The organism is Methylococcus mesophilus (assembly GCF_026247885.1).
Classification (GTDB): domain Bacteria; phylum Pseudomonadota; class Gammaproteobacteria; order Methylococcales; family Methylococcaceae; genus Methylococcus; species Methylococcus mesophilus.
The window spans coordinates 131,339-150,952 of sequence record NZ_CP110921.1; the positions used below are offsets into that span (position 1 = coordinate 131,339).

At 63.0% G+C, this 19,614-nt stretch carries 14 protein-coding genes; 3 read left to right on the forward strand and 11 right to left on the reverse strand.

What is annotated here, in order from left to right; genetic code table 11:
* Positions 1-130: 130 nt before the first annotated feature.
* Together OOT43_RS00705 and chrA are read left to right on the forward strand one after the other, a co-directional pair.
* Complete coding sequence (locus OOT43_RS00705; RefSeq protein WP_266022726.1) at positions 131-1,081, forward strand: chromate resistance protein ChrB domain-containing protein; 951 nt, start codon at positions 131-133, stop codon at positions 1,079-1,081.
* Entirely contained in the window at positions 1,078-2,454 is a 1,377-nt protein-coding gene (chrA, locus tag OOT43_RS00710; RefSeq protein ID WP_266022727.1) for a chromate efflux transporter, read from the forward strand. The genes OOT43_RS00705 and chrA overlap by 4 nt, the downstream gene beginning before the upstream one ends.
* 358 nt (positions 2,455-2,812) lie before the next feature.
* On the opposite strand, the gene OOT43_RS00715 is transcribed toward chrA, so the two are convergent.
* The 5 genes from OOT43_RS00715 to OOT43_RS00735 all read right to left on the reverse strand — a co-directional run bounded on the left by OOT43_RS00715 (position 2,813) and on the right by OOT43_RS00735 (position 8,640).
* A complete protein-coding gene (locus OOT43_RS00715) occupies positions 2,813-3,220 on the reverse strand; it encodes a VanZ family protein (protein WP_266022728.1) in 408 nt (135 codons plus the stop codon).
* A 114-nt stretch (positions 3,221-3,334) separates the two neighbouring features.
* Positions 3,335-4,555: a ribonucleotide-diphosphate reductase subunit beta gene (locus OOT43_RS00720; RefSeq protein WP_266022729.1), complete on the reverse strand. Its 1,221-nt coding sequence runs from the start codon at positions 4,553-4,555 to the stop codon at positions 3,335-3,337.
* Positions 4,556-4,609: 54 nt separating this feature from the next.
* Positions 4,610-5,164, reverse strand: a complete 555-nt coding sequence (locus OOT43_RS00725) for a cytochrome b (RefSeq protein WP_266022730.1) — start codon at positions 5,162-5,164, stop codon at positions 4,610-4,612.
* 36 nt (positions 5,165-5,200) lie between these two features.
* Positions 5,201-5,620: a hypothetical protein gene (locus OOT43_RS00730; protein ID WP_266022731.1), complete on the reverse strand. Its 420-nt coding sequence runs from the start codon at positions 5,618-5,620 to the stop codon at positions 5,201-5,203.
* Positions 5,621-5,730: 110 nt separating this feature from the next.
* Positions 5,731-8,640 (reverse strand): ribonucleoside-diphosphate reductase subunit alpha, encoded by a 2,910-nt coding sequence (locus tag OOT43_RS00735; RefSeq protein ID WP_266022732.1) that lies wholly within the window; start codon positions 8,638-8,640, stop codon positions 5,731-5,733.
* Between the two features lie 206 nt (positions 8,641-8,846).
* On the opposite strand from OOT43_RS00735, the gene OOT43_RS00740 reads away from it, so the two are divergent.
* Positions 8,847-10,058, forward strand: coding sequence for a toxic anion resistance protein (locus OOT43_RS00740; protein WP_266022733.1), 1,212 nt, complete (start codon positions 8,847-8,849; stop codon positions 10,056-10,058).
* Between the two features lie 48 nt (positions 10,059-10,106).
* On the opposite strand, the gene OOT43_RS00745 is transcribed toward OOT43_RS00740, so the two are convergent.
* The 6 genes from OOT43_RS00745 to OOT43_RS00770 all read right to left on the reverse strand — a co-directional run bounded on the left by OOT43_RS00745 (position 10,107) and on the right by OOT43_RS00770 (position 19,611).
* Positions 10,107-11,132 carry an HD domain-containing phosphohydrolase gene (locus OOT43_RS00745; protein ID WP_266022734.1) on the reverse strand — a complete coding sequence of 342 codons (1,026 nt, stop codon included), beginning with the start codon at positions 11,130-11,132 and terminating at the stop codon, positions 10,107-10,109.
* Between the two features lie 10 nt (positions 11,133-11,142).
* On the reverse strand, positions 11,143-14,073 hold the full coding sequence (locus OOT43_RS00750) for a PAS domain S-box protein (RefSeq protein ID WP_266022735.1): 2,931 nt from the start codon (positions 14,071-14,073) through the stop codon (positions 11,143-11,145).
* A complete protein-coding gene (locus OOT43_RS00755) occupies positions 14,070-14,978 on the reverse strand; it encodes a phosphate/phosphite/phosphonate ABC transporter substrate-binding protein (RefSeq protein ID WP_266022736.1) in 909 nt (302 codons plus the stop codon). Before OOT43_RS00755 ends, OOT43_RS00750 begins: the two co-directional genes overlap by 4 nt.
* A gap of 127 nt (positions 14,979-15,105) precedes the next feature.
* Entirely contained in the window at positions 15,106-17,442 is a 2,337-nt protein-coding gene (locus tag OOT43_RS00760; protein WP_266022737.1) for a mechanosensitive ion channel domain-containing protein, read from the reverse strand.
* Entirely contained in the window at positions 17,442-18,494 is a 1,053-nt protein-coding gene (locus OOT43_RS00765; RefSeq protein ID WP_266022738.1) for a PspC domain-containing protein, read from the reverse strand. The genes OOT43_RS00760 and OOT43_RS00765 overlap by 1 nt, the downstream gene beginning before the upstream one ends.
* A 112-nt stretch (positions 18,495-18,606) precedes the next feature.
* Positions 18,607-19,611: a chromosomal replication initiator protein DnaA gene (locus OOT43_RS00770; RefSeq protein WP_266022739.1), complete on the reverse strand. Its 1,005-nt coding sequence runs from the start codon at positions 19,609-19,611 to the stop codon at positions 18,607-18,609.
* Positions 19,612-19,614 lie beyond the last annotated feature (3 nt).

Sequence of the window (19,614 nt, forward strand, 5' to 3'; positions counted from 1 at the left end):
TGCAAAGCCCGCGATCACAGGCCTTAAAACACCCGAAGATCAATGACACAGCAACAAGAAAATCGCTGTTGACTACCTTCTGCTCTTATCGTGTAGGATATTCAACACAAACGTTATATAAGAACAATAAATGAAATACTCTTGGCTGGTCCTTATCCTCACTCTGCCCACTCATAACGCCACCGGCCGCATGCGCGTCTGGCGCGCGCTCAAAGCCGTCGGGTGCGGTGTATTGCGGGATGGCGTCTATCTTTTGCCCAACCGGCCGGGACATAGGCAGGCCTTGCGGGTGCAGGCCGAAGAGGTGGTCGCCGGAGGGGGCAGCGCCCACGTACTGGTTCTGGACGGCGAGAATCAGGAGCAACAGCAGACTTTTGAGGCGCTGTTCGACCGTTCAAGCGAATACGGCAAGCTGGTCGATGCGGTCCGGCAAGCTGTCGATCTGGAACTGGAATCGGCGGAACCCGCCCGCCTGCGAAGGCAAGTGACACGGCTGCGCAAGGAATTCGAGACGGTCGCGGCCTTGGATTACTTCCCCGGTGCCGCGCGCGACCAAGCCGCCGCGGCGTTGGAAGAGTTGGAGCATGCGGCGAGCGACCGGTTGACGCCGGATGAGCCCCATGCCGCCCACCGGCGGATCAAGCGGCTGCAGCTCAAGGATTATCAGGGCCGGCTTTGGGCCACCCGCCGCCGTCCCTGGGTTGACCGCCTCGCCAGCGCCTGGCTGGTCCGGCGCTTCCTTGACCCCGAAGCCCGTTTTCTCTGGCTGGCCTCGCCGGCCGATTGTCCTCCTGATGCGGTGGGCTTCGATTTCGATGGCGCAGCTTTCACCCATGTGGGTGCCAAGGTCACCTTCGAAGTGCTGCTGGCCAGCTTTGGCTTGACGGACGCCGCCCTGCAACGCCTGGGGGCGCTGGTGCGCTACCTGGATGTCGGCGGAATCCCGGTTCCGGAAGCGGCAGGGCTGGAAGCACTCATGCGGGGCATGCATCAGCGGCTGGCGGATGACGACGCTCTCCTGGCCGAAGCACAAGAGGTATTCGATTCCTTCCATCAGGCCTTTTCGGAAAACGGCGCATGAACATCTCCCAATCGACACCCGTCCGGCCCCCGGTTCCAACTTTGGGACAAGCCTTCTGGTACTGGCTCAAGCTCGGCTTCATCAGTTTCGGCGGTCCCGCAGGGCAGATTGCCATCATGCACCACGACCTGGTCGAGAAAAAACGCTGGATTTCCGAGCGCCGTTACCTGCATGCCCTCAATTACTGCATGCTGCTGCCGGGGCCGGAAGCCCAGCAACTGGCGACCTATATCGGCTGGCTGATGCACCGCACCTGGGGCGGCGTGATCGCCGGCGGACTGTTCGTCCTGCCCTCGCTGCTGATCTTGATCCTGCTGGGCTGGATTTACCTGGCATTCGGCCAGGTACCTGCCGTTGCCGGCGTACTGTACGGCATCAAGCCGGCGGTGACCGCCATCGTGGTGTTCGCGGCTTACCGCATTGGCTCTCGCGCCTTGAAGAATTGGGTGTTATGGGGCACGGCGGCGTTGGCGTTCGTGGCCATCTTCGTCTTTGATGCACCCTTTCCCCTGATCGTGCTGGGGGCGGCGGTCCTGGGCGCCATTGGCGGAAAACTCATGCCGCGGAAATTCGCCTTGGGTGGCGGCCATGGCCCGGCCAAGGACAATTACGGCCCTGCGCTCATTGACGATGACACGCCGGTTCCCGCTCATGCCCGCTTCACCTGGGCGGGACTACTCAAAGTCGTCCTGGCGGGCTTGATCCTCTGGGGCGCTGCGATCGGCTTCCTCGGCGCGCGCTACGGCTGGGACGGTGCGCTCACGCAGATGGGCTGGTTTTTCACCAAGGCGGCCCTCCTGACCTTCGGCGGCGCCTACGCGGTGCTCCCCTACGTCTACCAGGGCGCGGTCGAGCATTACCAATGGCTGACTCCCCCTCAGATGATCGACGGCCTCGCCTTGGGCGAGACCACGCCGGGACCGCTCATCATGGTCGTGACCTTCGTCGGGTTCGTCGCCGGCTGGGCCAAGGCGCTGTTCGGCTCGGACCAGCTTTTTCTTGCGGGCGCCACAGCCGCTTTCGTGGTGACCTATTTCACTTTCCTGCCCAGTTTCTTGTTCATCTTGGCCGGCGGCCCCCTGGTGGAATCCACCCACGGCAATCTCAAGTTCACTGCCCCACTGACGGCAATCACCGCCGCTGTGGTGGGCGTCATCCTCAATCTGGCCGCGTTCTTTGCCTGGCACGTGTTCTGGCCGCAAGGCCCTTCGGGACTTTTCGACAGGGTTGCCGCCCTGATCGGTTTGGGTGCGCTGCTGGCGCTGTTTCGCTACAGGATCGGGGTTATTCCGCTGATCGGCGCCTCGGGCCTCGCCGGGCTTTTGTTCACTTTCCTCCCGCCCTGGCTGATCCAGGCGGGAGTGCTGCCATGAACCGTTTAACGTTTCCGAGCGTTGCAATCGGAATTTTCCTTTTCCTGAGTCATGCCGCGCTGCCGGTCCGCGCGGAAGAACCGCCGCTCTTGACCGGCACGGCTTAGGTAACCTCCTGGTTCGGCGCCGTCGTCGCTGTGGTCGATCTCGAAGAAGGGAGAGTGAAGCAAGCCAGCCCCGCTGGTAACCGACAATAACGCACGCAGCGTGTCGACCGTCGATACCAAGACCAATGTCGTGATCGGAAGCTTTACTACCGGTTTAGACGCCCGTCATACGCCATCCCCTGCTATGCCTGCCTGGGGTGCCAGCATTATCGAGAGCCAACACCTTGACCCTGCGACGTCCAGAGACTTGCCTAACGGGTTGATCGGCAGGACCGGTAAAGCAGATCATCAAGCTCTTTTAGGCTCTTGATGAGCGGAGTGAAGGTAAGACTTAAGCCTATGAAAACGCCGATTCCGTTGGCCAGTATATCGAAGGGGTCGGTAGTCCTGATGCCGGTGAAGCCTTGCAGCAGCTCGAGGAGGCTCCCCAGCGCGATGAAGAAAGCTGGCCAGCGCCAGTGGCGGGAATAACTCAGGGAAAACCAGAGCGTCAGGACCGCATACGCGAGGAAATGCTGGGCCTTGTCCCAGCCCAGCAGGGACGGAGCCTTGGGCAACTGCGGAACGAGGGATAGAGCGACGACCACGGCGACCATCGCCCAGCCGAGGCCTCGCCAAAGGGTGGCGTAGCGGTATGAGTTCTGCATCCGATCATTCATGCCCGCTCCGTTGATCAGGGGAAAAAAGCCGCCGGATTTCCCGCACGAGCCAGACGGGGAGAAAGTCTCGTGCGTTCAGCGGAAATCGCGGCGGGCGCGTTGCTCTGTGCTGCGTCAGTCCCAGCTCAGGGTGCCGCCGGTCTGATACTCGGTGACTCGGGTTTCAAAGAAATTTTTCTCCTTCTTGAGGTCCAGCACTTCGCTCATCCAGGGGAAGGGATTCGACACGCCGGGATATTGCTCGGGCAGGCCGATCTGGGCGCAGCGGCGGTTTGCGATGAACTCCAGGTATTCCTTGAACATCGGTGCGTTGAGGCCCAGGATGCCGCGCGGCATGGTGTCGTAGGCGTACTGGGTTTCGATTTCGACCGCTTCGCGGATCATCATGATCATTTCCCCTTTGAAGCTTTCCGACCACAGATGCGGGTTTTCGACCTTGATCTGGTTGATGACGTCGATGCCGAAGTTCATGTGCATGGACTCGTCGCGCATGATGTATTGGAACTGCTCGGCGGTACCGGTCATCTTGTTGCGGCGGCCCATGGACAGGATTTGGGTGAAGCCGACGTAGAAGAAGATGCCTTCGAAGATCACGTAGAAGGCGATCAGTTCGCGCAGCAGGCGCTGGTCGTTCTCCGGCGTGCCGGTGTGGAAGTGCGGGTCGGACAGGTACTGGGTGAAGGGCAGGGCCCATTCGGCCTTGCGCGCCACGGCCGGCAACTCGCGGTACATGTTGAACACCTCGCCCTCGTCCAGCCCCAGCGATTCCACCACGTACTGGTAGGCGTGGGTGTGCAGGGCTTCCTCGAAGGCCTGGCGCAGCAGGTACTGGCGGCATTCGGGGTTGGTGATGTGGCGGTAAACGGCCAGCACCAGATTGTTCGCCACCAGCGAATCGGCGGTGGAGAAGAAGCCGAGGTTGCGCTTGATGATGGTGCGCTCGTCTTCGGTCAAACCGTCGGCGCTCTTCCACAGGGCGATGTCGGCATTCATGTTGATTTCCTGCGGCATCCAGTGGTTGGCGCAGGCATCCAGGTATTTCTGCCAGGCCCAGTGGTACTTGAAGGGCACGAGCTGGTTGAGGTCGGCCCGGCAGTTGATGATCTTCTTGTCGTCCACCTGGATGCGGCGGGCGCCCATCTCGATGTTTTCGAGGCCGGTGGCGCCGGTCGTGGCGACGGAAGGCGCCAAGCTGTCCAGACGCATTTCGGCGACGGGGGCAAGCGGCGTCGGCGCGGGTTCGACGAAGGTTTCGATGTCCAGGGTGACGGCGGTGTTTGACGGCGGATTCGACCGGGCCGTCAGGCCGGCGAGGGGATCGTCCCAATTCAGCATGGTTGTTGCTCCCTTTAAGAAATTGTGTCGGTGCCGCTCAAGGAAAAAGCCGGCTCAGTCGATGCGCGGTTGTTGGCCGGGCAGCATCCGCTTCAGAACGCCGTCGCGGTCGATATGGTGATGCTTGATAGCCATGACGACATGGCCCACCACCAGGGCCGCCAGAGCCCAACCCAGGAATTGATGGATTTCCACGAAGGTTTCGGCCAGGGCTTCGTTCTTTTCGATCAGGGCGGGCAGAGTAATCAATCCGATCAGCTTCACCGGGTAGCCGTAGCCCGAGCTGATGACCCAGCCGCTCATTGGCTGGGCGATCATCAGGCCGTACAGGGTCCAATGCGCCGAATGCGCCGCCTGCTGCAGGCCGGGCGACATGCTGTTCGGCAGCCGTGGCGGCGGATTGAGCAGCCGCCAGGCCAGCCGCGCCGTTAACAGGGCCAGCACGGCCGTGCCGAAGCCCTTGTGCCAGCCCATGATGAGAGCCTTCTCCGGGCCTTTGGGCAGGTCGGCCACGTAAAGCCCGATCACCCATGCCAGCACGATCAGTGCGGCCATGACCCAATGCAGCCACTTGGCGGTCGCGGTGTATTGATCCCGAGTCGTATTCATCGACACACTTCTCCGCTTGCAGGCCCGGCGACAGCCTCAGTGGCCCGTGTCGTGCTTGCCGTTGGCCGCGCCGGCGGCACGGGACGGTGCATCGGCACTCCGGTCCACGCTGACGTTGCCTACCGGGGCGCCGTCGAGCGTCATTTCGGTGATGCCCCGGTCGCGCTCATAGCGGCAGGTCAGCACGTGGTCGCCGTTGTTGGTGTAGTTCCAGGTCAGGTTTACATAGCTGCTGCCGTCGCTCTGCGACTCGCTCGGCATGTAAAGATGGGTGCCGGCCTTGGCTTCGCCGGCCTGGGTGCAGGAATCCCGCGCGTAGGTGTTCAGCATGTTGCCCGACATCAGCAGCGCCTGCCCGACCTTGTCCTGGTCGGTTTCCTTGGAGAAATACACGATGCCGAAGCCGATGACCATGATGCCGACGAATGCGTAGATGAGTTTGGTCAGTTCGCTCATTTGCCTCTCCTTACCTCTCGATAGTTCAGTTATTTTCAGGGAGTCTTCCGCCAGGACCCGACGGCCTTGCCGGACGCCAGGCCCATGATGCACAAGGATGAGCGTTCCGGCTACTGGCACGCTTCGCAAGTGGGATCGTCGATCAGGCAGGCCTTGGGTTCGGCCGGCCGGACGTCGGCATGGGCGGCTTCCGCCTGGCGCAGGCCTGGGATCGCGTCGTCGATCGGGTCGGTCTTCACCGCATTGAGCTTGCCGTCGAAGGCCGTGCTCTTCTCGACGTGGGTGGCGCCCAGCGAACGCAGGTAGTACGTGGTCTTGAGGCCGCGCACCCAGGCCAGCTTGTAGAGCGTGTCGAGCTTCTTGCCGGAGGGCTCGGCCAGGTACAGGTTCAGGGATTGCGCCTGGTCCAGCCATTTCTGCCGGCGCGAACCCGCCTCGATCAGCCAGCGGGCGTCGATCTCGAACGCGGTGGAGTAGAGTTGCTTCAGCGGCTCGGGGACGCGCTCGATCTTCTGCACGCTGCCGTCGTAGTACTTGAGGTCGTTGATCATGACCGCATCCCACAGTCCCAGCGCCTTGAGGTCCTCGACCAGATAGGGGTTGACCACGGTGAACTCGCCCGACAGGTTCGATTTGACGAACAGGTTCTGGTACGTCGGCTCGATGGACTGCGAGACGCCGCAGATATTCGAGATGGTCGCGGTGGGCGCGATCGCCATGGTGTTGCTGTTGCGCATGCCGACCGTGCGCACCCGTTCGCGCAGGGCATCCCAGTCCAGCGTCCAGCCCCGGTCCATCTGCAGATAGCCGCCGCGTCCCTCTTCCAGCAGGGCGATGGAGTCGACCGGCAGGATGCCCCGGCTCCACAGCGAGCCGTCGAAGCTGCTGTAGCGGCCCCGCTCCTCGGCCAGATCGCTGGATGCCTGGATCGCGTAGTAGCTCACCGCTTCCATGCTCAGGTCGGCGAAGGCCACGGCTTCCTGCGAGGCATAGGGCAGCCGCAGCTGGTACAGCGCGTCCTGGAAGCCCATGATGCCCAAGCCCACCGGGCGGTGGCGCAGATTGGAGCGGCGCGCCTGCGGCACGCTGTAATAATTGATGTCGATCACGTTGTCCAGCATGCGCATGCCGGTGGCGATGGTCCGCTGCAGCTTCGCCGTGTCCAGCGCGCCGTCCGGCGTGATGTGCGCCGCCAGGTTCACCGAGCCCAGGTTGCACACGGCGATTTCGCCGTCGTTGGTGTGCAGGGTGATCTCGGTGCAGAGGTTGGACGAATGCACCACGCCGGCGTGCTGGTTGGTGTAGCGCAGGTTGCACGGGTCCTTGAATGCCAGCCAGGGGTGGCCGGTCTCGAACAGCATGGACAGCATCTTGCGCCACAACTGGCTGGCGGGCAGGCGCTTGTACAGCTTCAGCTCGCCGCGCTCGGCCTTGGCTTCGTAGTCCAGGTAGCGCTGCTCGAAGGCCAGTCCCGTCAGGTCGTGCAGATCGGGGGTGTCGTTCGGCGAGAACAGGGTCCAGTCCTTGTCTTCCGCCACCCGCTTCATGAACAAATCCGGCACCCAGTTGGCCGTGTTCATGTCGTGGGTGCGGCGGCGGTCGTCGCCGGTGTTCTTGCGCAGGTCGAGGAATTCCTCGATGTCGATGTGCCAAGTCTCCAGGTAAGCGCAGACCGCGCCCTTGCGCTTGCCACCCTGATTCACGGCTACCGCCGTGTCGTTGGCGACCTTGAGGAAGGGCACCACACCCTGGGACTTGCCGTTGGTGCCCTTGATGTGGGCGCCCATGCCGCGCACCCGGGACCAGTCGTTGCCGAGGCCGCCGGCGAACTTGGAGAGCAGGGCGTTGTCCTTGATGGCACTGTAGATGCCGTCCAGGTCGTCCGACACCGTGGTCAGGTAGCAGGACGAAAGCTGCGGCCGCAGCGTGCCGGCGTTGAACAGCGTCGGCGTCGAGGACATGAAGTCGAAGGAGGACAAGAGGTCGTAGAACTCGATCGCACGCTCTTCGCGGTCGACTTCCTGGATGGCCAGCCCCATGGCGACGCGCATGAAGAAGGCTTGCGGCAGCTCGAAGCGGATCTCGCCGCTGTGGATGAAATAGCGGTCGTACAGGGTCTGGAGACCCAGATAGTTGAACTGCAGGTCGCGCTCCGGCTTGAGCGCCTTCCCTAACCGCTGCAGATCGAAGCGGGTCAGCTCCGGCGACAGCAACTCCAGCTCGGCGCCGCGCTTGACGTAGTCATTGAAATATTCGCCGTAGCGCTGGCTCATCTCGTCCTGGGTGGCGGAGACGGGGCCGTGGCCGAGGAAGCTCAGGGCTTCCCGGCGCAGCGCGTCCAGCAGCAAGCGGGCGGAGACATAGGAATAGTTCGATTCCTGCTCGATGCGGGTGCGGGCGGTCATCACCAGGGTCGGCGCGACGTCCTTCTCCGGCACGCCGTCGAACAGGTTGCGGCGGGTTTCCTCGATGATCCATTGCGGTTCGACGTCGGAGAGGCCGCGGCAGGCTTCTTCCACGACGCGATGGAGGCGGGCGGTGTCCAGCGACTTGCGGCTGCCGTCGTCCAGCGTGACGTAAACCACGTCCTCGCCGTCTGGCTGCGCTTTTTCCTCGCGGCTCTTTTCGGCGCGCAGGCGGGCGCGCTCCTCGCGGTACAGCACGTAGGCGCGGGCCACTTTCTGGTGGCCGGAACGCATCAGGCCGAGTTCCACCTGGTCCTGGATGTCCTCGATGTGGATGGTGCCGCCGCCCGGCAGGCGCCGCAGCAGAGCCTTGACCACCTGGTCGGTCAGTTCGTCCACGCTTTCGTGAATGCGCCGGCTGGCCGCCGCGTTGCCGCCTTCCACCGCGAGGAAGGCCTTGGTGATGGCGACGCTGATCTTGGCGGCATCGAAGCCCGTGACTTTTCCATTGCGGCGGATGACTCGGACTTCGCCCGGAGACAGGCTGCGGAGTTCGGCGGGCGCGGCGTCTATCGAGGCATCGGAGAGGGGGCGTGCGGCGTTTTCGGTAAGCATGGATAGGACCTCCGGGGGTTGTGGTCGCGAGTACAAACACTATAGACGGTGTTTTTAGACAGCGTCAAGCACATTATCTTGTGTCAAAGCAGTGGATGAGGTGTGGATAGCCTGTGGAAAACCGGCCCCAGCCCCCGCCGGTTCGCAAGTCCGTGCGGCCCGGTGATACAGTTACGCCTCCTGATTTTCCCCCCGATGGAGCCCCGATGAGCGCAAATTCCGAGCTGACGCCCCCCGAAACCCTCAGTCCGCCGCAGCCGGTCCAGCCGGTCGACGAGGCGCGAGCGGCCGGCATGGTCCGGCTCGAAGCCGAGACCCTGGCGAAACTGGATATGAAGATCGAGGATTTCATCGCCACGGTCATCGACCGTCCGCTGCAGAGCGAGGAGTTCAAGGCCAGGCTGGCGGGGGCGCACACCCTGGGAAACGAGGAAATCCGGGCGGCCGCCGGCATTTCCAACCGCCTGCTGGAGAAACCCATGCGGGCCATGAGCGCCGGGGTGTTCGACAGCGGCTCGGACATTTCCCGCGCTCTGCTGGATCTCCGCGCCAAGGTGGAAGAGCTGGACCCCTCGCGCCAGGGCAATCTGCTGGAGCCGCGCAAGCTGCTGGGGCTGATCCCGATGGGCAGCCGCATCCACGACTATTTCCGCCAGTACGAATCGGCCCAGGCCCACATCAACGGCATCATCCAGGCCCTCTACGGCGGCCAGGACGAACTGCGCAAAGACAATGCCGCGATCGAGGAGGAGAAGATCCAGGCCTGGAAGATCATGGAGAAGCTGGAGCAGTACGCCTATGTCGGCAAGAAGATCGACGCCGCGCTGGAACAGAAGCTGGCCGAGATCGAGGCGCAGGACCCGGAAAAGGCCCGCGTGGTCCGCGAGGAATTGCAGTTCTACGTGCGCCAGAAGGTGCAGGACATCCTCACCCAGCTCGCCGTGACCATCCAGGGCTATCTCGCCATGGACATGATCCGCAAGAACAACCTGGAGCTGATCAAGGGGGTGGAGCGGGCGACCACGACCACCGTCTCGGCGCTGCGCACCGCCGTCATCGTCGCCCAGGCCCTGGCCAACCAGAAACTGGTGCTGGATCAGGTCGGGGCTCTGCGGGCCACCACCGGCAATCTGATCGAATCCACCTCGGCCATGCTCAAGCAGCAGGCCGGCCGGGTGCAGGAGCAGGCCGGCGGCACCGCCGTCGATCTGAAGCAGCTCCAGGCCGCATTCCAGAACATCTACGAGACCATGGACAGTGTCGCCGGCTACAAGCTCCAGGCCCTGGACAACATGCGGCAGACGGTGGACGCCCTGACCCAGGCGGTCGCCAAGTCGAAAACTTATCTCGACCGCAGCAGGGAGGAAATGGTGGCGGAAGTGGCGGGAGCCCTACCTGCCGACGAAATCGTTTTGTAGGATCGGCAAACATACGCCGGTAAGCACCGGAGCGTTCGCGGCTCCGCTTCAGGCTGGCAGGCGGTAACCTCTTTCCCGAAAGAGCTTTAGACAAGCATCGACTGCCGCGGCGTCGTAGAGCGTATCCCGATGCCGCGCGATTTCTTCCAGCGCCGCCTCGATGCCCAGCGCCGCCCGATAGGGGCGGTGCGAGAGCATCGCTTCCACCACGTCCGCCACGGCCAGTATACGGGCTTCCAGCAGGATTTCTTCGCCTTGGAGTCCTTGCGGGTATCCGGTTCCATTCAGCCTCTCGTGGTGCTGCAGGACGGTTCGGGCGATGGGCCAGGGAAAGTCGATGGATTTGAGGATTTCGTAGCCGGTCTGGGGGTGTTCCTGGATGATGCTGTATTCGAGATCGCCCAATTGGCCCGGTTTGCTGAGGATTTCGGCCGGGACGCGAATCTTGCCGATGTCGTGCACCGCGCAGGCCAGGTAGAGGCCTTCGACCTCGTCTTCCGGCCTTTGCAGTTCCCTGGCGATGGCGCTGGCGAGGTGGCCCACGCGCCGCTGGTGTCCGGCGGTGTAGGGGTCGCGCATCTCGATGGTGGCAGCGATCGCCGTGATGGAATCCAGCAGGCTCGCCCGGAGCTTGGTCTCGCTTTCCCGGAGTTCGCGGGTGCGCTCTTCGACCAGCTCCGCCAGATGGTTGCGCAGGCGATCGATTTCGAGATGGGTGCGCACCCGGGCCAGCAGTTCTTCCCGTTGATAAGGCTTGGTGACGAAGTCCACCGCGCCCAGCTCGAAGCCCTGCACCTTGTCGTCCGTTTCGGACAAGGCGCTGACGAAGATCACGGGTACGGTCCGGGTTTCGGGGTGGGCTTTGAGTCTGCGGCAGACTTCGAAGCCGTCCATCTCCGGCATGCGGATGTCCAGCAATATCAATTCCGGCGGGTTGCCGATGGCGGCATGCAAGGCCAGCTCGCCGTTGATGGCGGAGCGCACCTCGTAGCCTTCCGCTTTGAGGATGTCCGACAGCAATTTGAGGGAGGCCGGGGTGTCGTCCACGGCCAGGATATTGCCTTTGTCTGCCATGCTTATCCGGTCAATCGTGTGGTAAGGCTTTCAGAATAGCGGGGTAGTCGAAATTTTCGGCGAAGCGGGACAGCGTCTTGTGCAATTGGGGATCGAGCGCCGCCACCTTGCGGAGGGCGGCGTCGATGCGCTCGCTTTCCAAGCTGCTCAGGGCGCTCCGCAATTCCTGGCGTAAATCTTCGGGCAATCCGCTCAGCATCTCCGGCAGCAGCGTTTCGGCCGCTTTTTGCTCGGGGGCCTCATTGTAGCGGTATCGCACCCCCAGTTGCTTGGACAAACATTCGTAAATCTCGCCGGAGCGGTAGGGTTTGCGTACGAAGCCGTCCATGCCGGCGCCGCGCAGCTCTTCCTTCTGTTCTTTGAAAGCGGAGGCGGTCACCGCGACGATCTTGACGGTCTGGCCGCCGGGCAGCCGGCGAATGCGCCGGGTCGCTTCCACGCCGTCCATCACCGGCATGCGGCGATCCATCCAGATGAGATGCGGCTGCCAACTCTGGAACAGCTCGACGCCGCGTTGCCCGTTCTCCGCCACTTTGACCGGAAAACCAATGGATTCCATCAGCTTGACCAAAAGCAACTGGTTGTCGGTCTGGTCTTCGACGATCAGGATGCGGTATTCCGGCTGTCCGGGCGCGAGCCCCGCGACATCCCGCTGTTCGACAGCCTCGGACGGCGGGAGGACATTCTGCCCGACTTCATGCAGCGGCAAATCGATCCGGAACAGCGAGCCTTTGCCCGGTGTGCTCTCCAGTTGAATGCTGCCTCCCATCAACTGCACGAATTGGCGGGCGATGGCCAGCCCCAGCCCCGCGCCTTCGTTGCCGCCGTCCTGCCGGTCCAATTGTACGAAGGGCTTGAATATGCGCTGCTGGTCCTCGGGTGTGATGCCAGGCCCCGAGTCCTCGACTTCGATCAGCAGCCGCGGGGCATCGCCGCGCGTCGAGCTCAGCCGCACGGTGACGCCACCTTGACAGGTGAACTTGATGGCATTGCCAACCAGGTTGATCAATACCTGACGCAACCGCGCTTCGTCGCCGACGACGTAGCGGGGAAACTGCGAAGACTGCTCGGTCAGCAAAAGCAGCCCCTTCTCCTGTGCCCGCAGCTTCATCATGTCCATGGTGTCGCGCATCAGCAGGCCCAAGTCGAACGGTGCATTTTCCAATTGCACCCGTCCGGCTTCGATCTTGGCCATGTCCAGCACGTCGTTGATCAGGGTCAGCAGGTGCTCGCCGCTGCGGTTGACGATGTCGAGGTACTGCCGCTGGCTTTCGGGCAGGGAGGGGTCTTTGCGCATCAAGCCGGAGAATCCGAGGATGGCGTTCAAGGGAGTGCGCAGCTCGTGGCTCATATTGGCCAGGAAGATGCTCTTGGCCCGGTTCGCCGCTTCGGCGGCATTGCGGGCCGCCAGCAGGTCCGCGGTGCGCTGGTCGACCAGTTCTTCCAGGTGATCCCGATACCGCGTCAGTTCGTCTTCTGCGCGTTTACGCTCGGTGATGTCGCGGGCTATGGTGGAAATGCCGGTGACCTTGCCGAAAGCGTCCCGGATGGGCGAAAGCGTGAGCGCGACGTGGATGCGGCTGCCGTCCTTGCGGATTCTTTCGGAATCGCGGCTGACGACCATTTCGCCGTTCCGGATTTTTTCCAGTAGCGCTTGAATCTCGGCATGGCGCGCGGGGTCCGCAAGCACCGTGATGGATTGGCCGACGATTTCTGCTGCGGTGTACCCGTAAATCTTCTCGGCCGCCTTGTTCCAGTGCGTGATGATGCCGTCCAGGGTCTTGCCGATGATCGCATCGTTGGAGGATTCGACGATTGCCGAAAGCTGCATGCGCGTGGCATCCGCCCGTTTGCGCTCGGTGATGTCGCGGGCCGCCGCGAACACCCCTTGCACCGTGCCGGTGTCGTCGCGGTAGACGCTGGCGTTGTACAGCACTTCCATGACGTGTCCGTCCTTGTGGCGGAGGCTCAAGGGGTAATCGGTCAGTAGTCCATTGAGGAAAACGCTCCGGTAGCCTTCACGCGCCCGCTCCGGTTCGGTGAAATAGTCTGAAAAATCCGTGCCTATCAATTCGGTACGGCTCAGGCCGGTGGCTGTTTCGGACGCTCGATTGACGTCGGTGATTTTCCCTTCCGGGCTGATGGTCACCAGCGGATCGAGGCACGCTTCGATCAGGCTGCGGGTATAGCGCGATGCGCTGTGCAGATCCTTTTCGTTTTGCGCCAGCGTATCCAGCATCAGGTTGAGGCTGTCGGCCAGCTTGCTGAGCTCGTCTTTCCGGTTGGAAATGACGGCGCGCGTGCTGAAATTTCCCGCTTGCACGTCCTCCGCCACGCGCACCAACGCGCCGATACGGTAGCCCAGCCTGCTCGCAATGAGGAAGGCGGCGAGGAGAGACAGGCCGAAAGCAATGCACACGAAGACGATGCTGCTCGACACGATGCTGTGCAAATCGGCGGCGATGCTGTCCCGGCCTAAGCCGATTCTTGCCCAGCCGATAGGCCGTCCGTCGATCTCGATGGGCACGGCGACATCGACGAGGGTTTTCGTGTCTCTCAACACCCGGCTCGTCGGTGGCGCTTGGAGGAGAGTGAGGCTGGTGGCGTCGGAAAGGAACAGCCCCGTTTTCGAGGCATCGCTGTGGGCGAGCACCTGACCCGAAGGGGAGATGACCATGGCATAACGCAACTCGGGATAGCTTTGGAAGGAATGCACGACTTCCTGCAGTCCCGCCAGATCGTAGGCCAGAACCCAGGAGCGGGAGCTGACCGCGAGAGATCGCGCCAACCCTTGGGCTGAGTCTTCGCTTTCATGGTACAGGTAGGCGCTTTCGGTATTCACCATATGGCCAGCAAAGGGCACGACGAGAAAAAAGAAGCCGCCTGTGAAGGTCAGGATAATCTGTCGTTTGAACGATCTCCGGCTGAAAAATCTCTTCATTTCTGCGGTTCGTCCAAGGGATACACGGTCCGGCCAAACCGGCGCAGAAAATCCTCGACGACGAGGTAACGCCGGTCGTCGGCCAATTCGAAGCGGGAGAGCGGTATGCGCGCCAATAGGGCTTTGCCTTCCTCCGTCGTGTGCAAGGTGTCTAGCAGGCGCGCTACCTCGCGGACAATCTGCGCGGGGGTGTCGTCCCTGGCGACCACGCCGTTGTTGATGAGCGGCTTGGTTTCCCACTTCAGTTCCAGCTCGCGCGCCCGGTCGGGGTACTCTTTCTGGAACATCTCCCAGGGTAGCGGCCAGGTCGCGCCGGCCGCTACTTTGCCGAAATAGACGTTCATGATCGAGGACTCCTGCGAACCGACATACAGGTTCTCGATATCGCGATTCACGTCCACCCCGTGGGTATGGAGAAAATATTGCGGCATCAGGGTCGCGGCCAATGCCGTACGGGCCGGATAGGCGACCTTTTTGCCTTTGAGGTCCGTGACTTTCTCGATGCCGCTGTCGCGCCGGACCAGGATGATGCCGGTGAATTTCGAGTCTTCGCCCATTTTGGCGATGACGTGATAGCCGTATTTCAGCGAATTCAGTGTCTGGTAAGGATTGGGTAGAGCGAAATCGTATTGCCGCGAGTATAGCTTCTTGTCGAATTCGTCGTAATTGCGCGAGGCTTCCAGGCGGAATGTGGCGGCTGGAATATTCCGGTTGAGATAATCGACCAGTGGGGCATATATCTCGAACAAACGTACCGGATTATGCAGCGGATGGATGGCGAACACATAGGTCTTGCGGATTGCCGGCGCCTTCGCGGTGAACTCGGGTGCGGTCGTTTTGCCGTCCTCTTTTGGGCCGCAAGCCGCTAGCGCCAATGCGGCGAATAGCATCCAAAGCGTTTTCACGTTCCGTGGAACTCCCCATCGTTGCTGCTCCATGCTGCTTCATCGAATAGCCTCGACAAGGTCATCGTAATATCGGTGCGCGCATGCCTTGATCCTCGACTGGGTGCTCGCCGGAGGCGCTCGGCGTTTAGTTCCGGTTCGGGATGATCTCGATTTGCAGGGGACGGGGAGTATCGACATGGACGTCGCGCTGCGGGAACGCCAGCGCGATGCCGTCCTCGGCGAAGCGTTTTTCGATCATGAAGCGGAGGTCGCTGGCGATCTGGTAGGCGCTCATGGAGGGGTGCATCTCCAGCCAGTAATAGAGCCCGAACACCAGCGAGTTTTCGCCGAAATCCTCGAACCAGACGAACGGTGCCGGATCGCCGAGAATCAGGCCGTGGCGGCCGGCGCATTCCAGCAGGATGTCGGAAACCCGGTGCGATGGCGAGCCGTAGGCGACGCCGACCTTGACCGAGCGCCTCAGCTTGGGCGTGGTGTAGGTCCAGTTGGTGACCTTGTTTTCGAGAAAGGTCGCATTGGGGAGCATCGTCTCCACCCCGTCGAAGCCGCGCACCGTGGACGAGCGGACGTCGACGTCGGTTACCGTGCCGACGATGCCGTCCACTTCCACGATGTCGCCGACCTTGATCTTGCGTTCGAACAGGATCAGGGCGCCGCTGATGAAATTTTTCAGCAGGGTCTGGGTGCCGAAGCCCACGCCGATGGCGAGGGCGCCGCCGAGGAAGGCGAAGGCGGTGAGCGGGATGCTCATGAAATCGAGCACGACCAGGAGCAGCACCACGATGAAGGCAGCGCGCAGCCAACGGCGGAACAGATTGGCCTGGGGGGCGTCCATGCCGCCGCGGGTGATCAGGACATGCTGGAACCGCTGGGTGAACACGCCGGACAGCCAGTAGCCGAGCAGGAACAGCAGCACCGCACCGACACTCTTGCCGAAAGTTACACTGCGACTGATGGCGACGGCCTTGCCTTCGATTTCAATGCTGTCGTCGACGGCGAACAGTTCGAATTGCCAGACCGATTTGCCGATACCGACGGCTGCGGCGATAAACTCGCCCAACCGCTGTTTGAAGCCGAGCAGGCTGAGCTGAACCTTGTGTTCGTCCCGCCAGCGCCGTAGCGTGCGCTCGGTACGATCCACGAAGAGCCGCACCTTTTGGACGGCTTCCTGGCGGGCGCGGTAGGCTTCGGCCGCCGATTGTTCGTAGTCCCGGACCTGGTCGGTACTGCCTTGCAGCTTGTCCAGCCGCGCCGCCTGGCCGCGTTCTTCCGCATACGCCAGATCGGATTCGCCGTCGAGGTAGGCCAATACGGGCTGCAGCCGTTCGATGCTCTGGCCGACGAGGTCGAGTGCCTGGCGCCGGGCTTCGGGGTCGGAGTTGGTCACCAGAACGTAGCGTTGCTTCCAGAGATCGGAAAGATACCGGCTGATCGCCCCCCTCGTGTTCACGGCGTAGCTGCGGAACCGGAAAGTCTGCAGCCAGGCGTCGGCGGCTCTCAGGCGCGCAATGAGCGCATCGATCTCCGGCGCCGGTGTGGCGGCATCGGATTTGGCCTGCTGCAGGGCTCGCGCGGCTGCATCGCGCTCCCGGCTCCAGTGTTCGTGATCGGACAGGATGCTTTGCTGTTCCCGCTCCAGGGGCTGCTGAGACTGCCGCAGGCGCTCGAGTACGTCCTCCAGGTCCCGGGGCGTGAACGAGCCATGGTCCCTGGCCTTGGCGATCTGCCTCTGGAGCAGCGCGGCTTCCGACCTCGAAGCTTCAAGGCGGGTCTTGGCCAGGATGAATTCGAGCCCGCTCCAGGCCAACCGGTTGTCCATCACGCGTTGACGCAGTTGGGCCAAGGCTTGGTTCGATTTCGCCTTGGCTCCGTCCTCCGGAGTTTTGGCCTTCTCCACGGCTTCGGCGGCCAGTCTCACTGCGGCCTTTTCCTGCCTGGCGTCTGCCTCGAACCGGACGGCGTCGCGCTGGAGCTGGACCTGGGCGGATTCGAACGCCGCAATCTTGGTCCGGGCGGCGTCGAGCGCATCCTGAAGATCGTCCAGCATCAGCACCGAATAGGGCGGCGGCTGGTCGAAACCCGACCAGGCCGCTTCCTTGGCCTTGGCCTCATCGCGGGTCCGGCTCGCCGCCTCCTGTTCCGACAAGGTCTCCAATTCGGCTTGATAGACGTAGACCAGGAGATCGGCCTGGCGGCGGGCCAGCGCCTGGTCCTCTGGCGTAAATTCCGGCGCGCTTTCCTCGCTCGCCAGTCTGTCCCGCAAGGCGGTGGCGTCTTCCAGTTTTCGCCGGATTTCCGGACGCAGTTCCGCAGGGGCCGGCATCGCGGCCGGGGCAGGGGAAGCTTCCGCCTGGGCATTGCCGCCCGGCACCGCGGGAACCTGGCCGGATGCGCCGGGCGTGGCCAGAGCGAGCAGCGCCAACAGCGCGCCCATACGGCCGCGCACGCTCAGTGTTGCCATCAGGAACCCCATCCGGTCTGCCAGCGGTCAAATTTGTCTTTCAGGAACCGGGCATGCACCGCGATGGCCTGGGCGTCGTCCCGGTACAGGCTGTTCAGCATCTGGCGCAGGGACTGGTCCAGCACGTCGAGCTGTTCATGTAGCACCGCCTGAGCCGTCTTGCCGTGCAGCAGTGGTTCGGTGCGGGCCAGGTCGGCGGGCAGCGCGAGATAGTGCTCCACCGCGTCCGGCAGATATTCCAGGGCGATGCGGCGGACGTCGTAGAGCATGGGGTCGGCCTCATGGGCCGTGCGCAGGAGCCGGTCCAGAGCCGCGAGCAGCGACTCGCCGATGCTGGCGATCCGGGCTTCCGCCTCGGGGTCGAGGCGTCCGGCGATGCGGTTTTGGAGGTTTTCCAGCCGCACCCGTACCGTCGCCGCCGGGTCTTCGTCGAACTGTTCGCGAAGCTGGTCCAGATTGCCGGCGGTGCGGGCGAAACGCTCGCTGAATGTTTCGAACGCGATCTGCCGAAGGCTCTGTTCCAGCGTGTCGAGTTCGGCGACGAGTTGCTGTTCGGGCGTCCTGCCGTCGTCGAGCCGGTGACTGGCGGCGTAGTGCTCGGGAAGTTCCAGATAATGGTTCAGCAGCGCGGGCAGTTCTTCCAGTGCCGCCTTGCGCACCGCCAGCAAGGTCGGCGACTGCTGCGAGCGGGGAAGATCAAGCTGTGGAAGCAGTGACTGCACCAAAGCCTCGGTCTCCGAAAGCCTGGCTTGCAGCGCCGGCAGCCTCGCCCGCGCGCGGGCGCCGTCGAACCGCCGGGCCAGACCCCGCGCCTTTCTCCGCAGTCCCCAGGACAAACCCGCTCCCCGCGCCGGCAGCACCAGCCAGAGCACCAGGTAGAGCCAGAACGTAAAGCTGAAGCTGAAGAAGATCGAGACCAGGAAGATCAGGCGGACCAGCGACACGTCCAGCCCGAAATAGCGTGCGATCCCCGCACACACACCGCCGATGCGGCGGCGGTCGGGATCGCGTTCGAGGCGGGAGGGACGGGGGAGGGCAGAAGGGGGTTGCATGGATCGCATCGAAACCATTGGGCGGCCGTAAACCGGGCAAGCATAGCGCAACTCGGCCCGTGCCTGCTCCCTCCAGTCCGGGATGCGTTCCCCGAAATCCGGGGGTACCCGGTCAGAGGGCGAGTATTCCCAGCAAATGGGAAAAATCGTCCCGGAATCGCGCATCGGATTCCCGCGCTGTCTGCGCCTCACGGCAGGCGAGCAGCACCGCCGCGGCGTCTCTGCCTCCGAACCTGCGGCCAACTTCCTCGAGGCCATGATCGGTAAGCTCCAGGCACAAAGCCATGGCAAGCTGGAGCGGAAGGGCATGTTGGTTCGACAGTAGATCGCCGGGAGCGATGCCGAAATGGTCCGCCACCGCTGCCTGGACGCGTTCGACGGTGATCATCCGTTCCGGCAAGGCGATGACGTGACGCAGTTCCCAGGCCGCGGTTTCGAGCGTGATGGGCTGCCGGGCGCATGCCGCCAGCCGAAGCAGCGCCCTTTCCAGCTCGGCCAGATCCGTACGGATGCGCCTGCCGAGGAAAAACGCCACCTCCGGAGGCAAGTCGATCCCCCATGTCCGCGCCTTTTGCATGAGGACCGCGGCGCGGGTCTCCAGGTCCGGCGGTTCGATGGACACGGACAGTCCCAGGTTCAATCGCGTCTTGAGATCGCCGGCCACCCCCGTCATGTCGTAGGGAGAACGGTCGCCCGCCAGCACGATCGACCGGAGGCTTTCGAGCAGCGCATCGAATAGCCAGACCAGTTCAGCCTGGGCGCGAACCTTCCCCGCCAAGCGCTGAACGTCGTCGAACAGCAGGAGGTCGGCACTTTCGTAGCGGCTTCTGAAGCCGGCGACAGCCCCTTCCTGCAGAGCGGCGGCCAGGTCCGCCTCGAAGCCGTCCCCGGTCTGATAGACGATACGGGCCTCGGGATTCAGGCGTAGCCTTTCGTTGCCGATGGCCTGGAGCAGATGTGTCTTGCCCAGGCCGGCCGCGCCCCAGATGACCAGAGGGACAGACGCCGGTCCCAGGTTCCGGGCGACCCGCAGCGCTGCCGTTCCGGCCTTGTTGTTCGATCGCGCCTCGATGAAATTGGAAAACTGGAAAGACGGGTTCGGAGTCTCGGGACGCATCGC